The 4,038-nt window shown below is 43.4% G+C and carries 3 protein-coding genes, 15 tRNA genes and 2 rRNA genes; all 20 read left to right on the top strand.

Annotation, left to right across the window (positions count from 1 at the left end):
• Nucleotides 1-115: ribosomal RNA gene (locus QQZ16_RS01725) — 23S ribosomal RNA — on the top strand; the annotation flags it as partial.
• A gap of 115 nt (nt 116-230) precedes the next feature.
• Nucleotides 231-348, top strand: a 5S ribosomal RNA gene (gene rrf, locus QQZ16_RS01720).
• Nucleotides 349-360: 12 nt separating this feature from the next.
• Nucleotides 361-435, top strand: a tRNA-Asn gene (locus QQZ16_RS01715).
• A 4-nt stretch (nt 436-439) separates the two neighbouring features.
• Nucleotides 440-531, top strand: a tRNA-Ser gene (locus tag QQZ16_RS01710).
• A 14-nt stretch (nt 532-545) separates the two neighbouring features.
• Nucleotides 546-620, top strand: a tRNA-Glu gene (locus QQZ16_RS01705).
• A gap of 22 nt (nt 621-642) precedes the next feature.
• Nucleotides 643-718: transfer RNA gene (locus QQZ16_RS01700), tRNA-Val, on the top strand.
• 10 nt (nt 719-728) lie between these two features.
• Nucleotides 729-802 (top strand) — tRNA-Met (locus tag QQZ16_RS01695).
• Between the two features lie 3 nt (nt 803-805).
• A tRNA-Asp gene (locus QQZ16_RS01690) sits at nt 806-882 on the top strand.
• A 33-nt stretch (nt 883-915) separates the two neighbouring features.
• A tRNA-Phe gene (locus QQZ16_RS01685) sits at nt 916-991 on the top strand.
• An 8-nt stretch (nt 992-999) separates the two neighbouring features.
• Nucleotides 1,000-1,083 (top strand) — tRNA-Tyr (locus QQZ16_RS01680).
• Between the two features lie 7 nt (nt 1,084-1,090).
• Nucleotides 1,091-1,164, top strand: a tRNA-Trp gene (locus tag QQZ16_RS01675).
• A 19-nt stretch (nt 1,165-1,183) separates the two neighbouring features.
• Nucleotides 1,184-1,259: transfer RNA gene (locus QQZ16_RS01670), tRNA-His, on the top strand.
• Nucleotides 1,260-1,302: 43 nt separating this feature from the next.
• A tRNA-Gln gene (locus tag QQZ16_RS01665) sits at nt 1,303-1,377 on the top strand.
• Nucleotides 1,378-1,380: 3 nt separating this feature from the next.
• A tRNA-Gly gene (locus tag QQZ16_RS01660) sits at nt 1,381-1,455 on the top strand.
• 10 nt (nt 1,456-1,465) lie between these two features.
• Nucleotides 1,466-1,539: transfer RNA gene (locus QQZ16_RS01655), tRNA-Cys, on the top strand.
• Between the two features lie 34 nt (nt 1,540-1,573).
• Nucleotides 1,574-1,659, top strand: a tRNA-Leu gene (locus QQZ16_RS01650).
• Nucleotides 1,660-1,682: 23 nt separating this feature from the next.
• Nucleotides 1,683-1,764: transfer RNA gene (locus QQZ16_RS01645), tRNA-Leu, on the top strand.
• 146 nt (nt 1,765-1,910) lie between these two features.
• On the top strand, nt 1,911-2,864 hold the full coding sequence (locus QQZ16_RS01640) for a tyrosine-type recombinase/integrase (RefSeq protein ID WP_031540269.1): 954 nt from the start codon (nt 1,911-1,913) through the stop codon (nt 2,862-2,864).
• A gap of 24 nt (nt 2,865-2,888) precedes the next feature.
• Nucleotides 2,889-3,431, top strand: a complete 543-nt coding sequence (locus QQZ16_RS01635) for a helix-turn-helix domain-containing protein (protein WP_031540271.1) — start codon at nt 2,889-2,891, stop codon at nt 3,429-3,431.
• 41 nt (nt 3,432-3,472) lie between these two features.
• Nucleotides 3,473-3,751, top strand: coding sequence for a hypothetical protein (locus QQZ16_RS01630; RefSeq protein WP_031540273.1), 279 nt, complete (start codon nt 3,473-3,475; stop codon nt 3,749-3,751).
• Nucleotides 3,752-4,038: the final 287 nt, after the last annotated feature.

Genomic DNA, 4,038 nt, shown 5'->3' with positions numbered 1-4,038 from the left:
TTCCCATAGCGTAAGCTAGTAAGATCCCTGAAAGATGATCAGGTTGATAGGTCAGAGGTGGAAGCGTGGCGACATGTGGAGCTGACTGATACTAATAGATCGAGGACTTAACTAAAATGATTACTCATTTCTTTCTTTTACTTCATAATCTAGTTTTCAGGGAATAATTTTTAAAATTATACTTGAAAAAATCTCAAAAACATGTATAATAAAATATGTCTTGAGAAAAGTCTGGTGGCAATAGCGAGAAGGTCACACCCGTTCCCATACCGAACACGGAAGTTAAGCTTCTAAAGCGCCGATGGTAGTTGGGGGTTCTCCCCCTGTGAGAGTAGGACGTCGCCAGGCATACCATATTATTCCGCAGTAGCTCAGTGGTAGAGCATTCGGCTGTTAACCGAACGGTCGTAGGTTCGAGTCCTACCTGCGGAGCCATATTGGAGAGCTGTCCGAGTGGCCGAAGGAGCACGATTGGAAATCGTGTAGGCGGGTAACCCTGTCTCAAGGGTTCAAATCCCTTGCTCTCCGCCATTAACTTTCTATATGGCCCATTGGTCAAGCGGTTAAGACACCGCCCTTTCACGGCGGTAACACGGGTTCGAATCCCGTATGGGTCACCATTTACATATCAATCATATTTATGGAGGATTAGCTCAGCTGGGAGAGCATCTGCCTTACAAGCAGAGGGTCGGCGGTTCGATCCCGTCATCCTCCACCATTATTATTATCGCGGGGTGGAGCAGTCTGGTAGCTCGTCGGGCTCATAACCCGAAGGTCGCAGGTTCAAATCCTGTCCCCGCAATCTGGTCCGGTAGTTCAGTTGGTTAGAATGCCTGCCTGTCACGCAGGAGGTCGCGGGTTCGAGTCCCGTCCGGACCGCCATTTTTAAAAACATCATTAATAGCAATAAATTATGGCTCAGTAGCTCAGTCGGTAGAGCAAAGGACTGAAAATCCTTGTGTCGGCGGTTCGATTCCGTCCTGAGCCACCATTTATGTCGGAGGGGTAGCGAAGTGGCTAAACGCGGCGGACTGTAAATCCGCTCCTTCGGGTTCGGCGGTTCGAATCCGTCCCCCTCCACCATCTATACAGGGGTATAGTTTAAAGGTAGAACGAAGGTCTCCAAAACCTTTGGTGTGGGTTCAATTCCTACTACCCCTGCCAATTTTTATTAATTATTATGGCGGATATGGCGAAGTGGTTAACGCATCGGATTGTGGCTCCGACACTCGTGGGTTCGATTCCCATTATTCGCCCCATTTTTTTTGACACTTTTTTTATTTTATTGCATATAAATAGTATTGGGCTATAGCCAAGCGGTAAGGCAACGGACTTTGACTCCGTCACTCGTTGGTTCGAATCCAGCTAGCCCAGCCATTTGCGGAAGTAGTTCAGTGGTAGAACACCACCTTGCCAAGGTGGGGGTCGCGGGTTCGAATCCCGTCTTCCGCTCCAAGAATATTATGGCGGCATAGCCAAGTGGTAAGGCAGAGGTCTGCAAAACCTTTACCACCGGTTCGAATCCGGTTGCCGCCTCCATAATCGTTTATAATTTATATTTGTTACATATCATGCCGGGGTGGCGGAACTGGCAGACGCACAGGACTTAAAATCCTGCGGTAGGTGACTACCGTACCGGTTCGATTCCGGTCCTCGGCATTACCCAAACAAATTATAAACGCGCCGGTGTGGCGGAATTGGCAGACGCGCACGACTCAAAATCGTGTTCCTTCTGGAGTGTCGGTTCGACCCCGACCACCGGTATCAATTCTCGTTGATTTGAAGCGATTTCCCTTTATTGGGAGGTCGCTTCTTTCATTTTCTACAGCTATTTTTGTCGTGCGAACAACAAAAACGAAGTGAAGGAAGGCGTCCATTATTCGAATATCAATCCGAAAGGGGTTTTTCGAATGGGGCGACGTAAGAATAAATTTTCTCCGCAAAATCTTCAAGAATCTTCTAACGAACTAGAATCCTTCGAATTTCTTTACAATCTGTTTATTCGTGATTGTAGGATTCGAAATCTTTCCAAGCACACGTTACAATTCTACAAGAATGAGCTCACAAAATTTTGCAAGCGATTGGAAAGGAATTACGTTGACACAAGACCCGCCACAGTTAGCGAGGAAACGATAAAAGAAATCGTCATTCTTGGCATGATGAACGAAGGCTTGAAAGATACCACGATCAATACAAACCTTCGTGCCGTTCGGGCGTTCTTCAACTTCTTAGCGAATGAGGGTTTCATTGTTGAGAATCCAATCAAAGACGTCAAACTTGTCAAAGAAAAGCGAACAATCATTCAAACATTTTCCCGTGACCAAATTCACGCACTTTTAAGGCAACCAGACCGAGAAACGTTTACAGGATTAAGGGATTACACAATTATGATGTTTTTACTTGAAACGGGCGTCCGAATCCGTGAACTTTGTGACATTCAAGTCCACGATATTAATTTTAATGATGGCGTTGTTCGTATTGACGGAAAGGGAAACAAGGAACGCTTTGTTCCAATACAAAGGACAATGAAAAAACAACTTTCCCTATATTTAAGAGTTCGGGGGAATTTAGACACGGGAACGCTTTTCGTAAATATAGACAATGAACCGCTTCGAATCCGTGCCGTTCAATCTTCTATACAAAAATATGGACGTATGGCTGGAATTAAAGACGTTCGTTGTTCGCCGCATACTTTCCGCCACACTTTTGCAAAAATGTCGGTGCAAAACGGGGCGGACGTGTTCACGTTGCAGCAAGTTCTTGGTCATACGTCAATGGATATGGTTCGATTATATGTGAATATGTTCTCGAATGAGATTAGGGAAAGTCATTCGAAATTTTCACCGATTGAAAAACTATTTTAGGGAAGGAAAAGGGGAAGAATACCAATGACGGCTTTTGGTGCTATTGAATTTCAAGAACTGAAAAGACACGAATTATTTTCAACAATTCAAGAAATGGACATATCTATCTATTCGTATATTGACCATATTCAAACCGATGTCCCGCAAAGTGTTATTGACGTTCTTCTTTGTCTTGGAAAGGCGTCTTTGCGTTGTGTTGGATTGTCGTTCATGAAACAAGCAACGATTGCAGAACAAACGGGATATTCCCGCAAAACAATCAATAAGGCATTGAAGACGCTTGAAATGTTGGGCGTCGTTGATTCCGTGCGGACTAAAACGAAAGCAGGTCGTCCAAGTGTGAAAGTCATTCGAATTCTTCCTTTTTGTCTTGAAAGGTTACAACAAGGGGTTACATCATACATAGGGGACAATTCCAGCAATGACGGGGGTTTGACGCTTATTGCCGAATTCGAACCATTTGAAACCGAATCAAAAAACAAGAAAAAGATATTATTAGCGATAATAAAGAAATCATTGAAAAAGTTTCAAATTTATCAACAACAATCGACATTGACAGCAATCTGAAAAAAATTGTTCGTTATCTTGCATTAAAAATCGGCGACAAAGTGAAAAACGGTCTTCAAATTCAATCGTTTAGTTCTTATTGTGAAAAAGTTTTTTCGAATGAAATCCGTAAATTTGCCGTAATGAAGAAAATTGAAGAAGCGAAGCAACAAAAAGAGGAATCCGTCCGCCGTCGATTTGACAATTTCGTCTTGAAGTATTTCGGGGAAAAATTCGAAGATTTAGGGGCATTCGTCCAAAAAGAAGCCGTTCGAATGTATAAAGATATTACTGAACCGAAGCCGAATCCCGTTCCATTTTATAATTGGCTTGAAGCGTAAAAAATCGCAAATGCAGCCCGTATTTTGGCTTATAAGGTGCTTGTTTGCGTCCGAATGGTTTTATATTTGGAAGGTCGAAAACGTACGAAATACGAGCAATACGATAGCTGTTTTTCGTAATTTGGGCAAATAAAAACGCCAATCTTTATGAATTGGCGACTTTTTGATGGTTTCGAAAACCCCTGGCTATGCCGGGGGTTCCGGAGAGCTTATAGCGAGGTAACAAAAAAACCTCCTTTCATGGTAGGATAAAGTTGGTTTCCCGACCACTTTATCTCACGCAAGAA

The sequence above is a fragment of the Bacillus sp. T2.9-1 genome (assembly GCF_950097965.1).
Lineage (GTDB): Bacteria > Bacillota > Bacilli > Bacillales > Cytobacillaceae > Niallia > Niallia hominis.
Note: the sequence above shows the minus strand (reverse complement) of the source record. Positions and strands in the feature narration are given on the sequence as shown.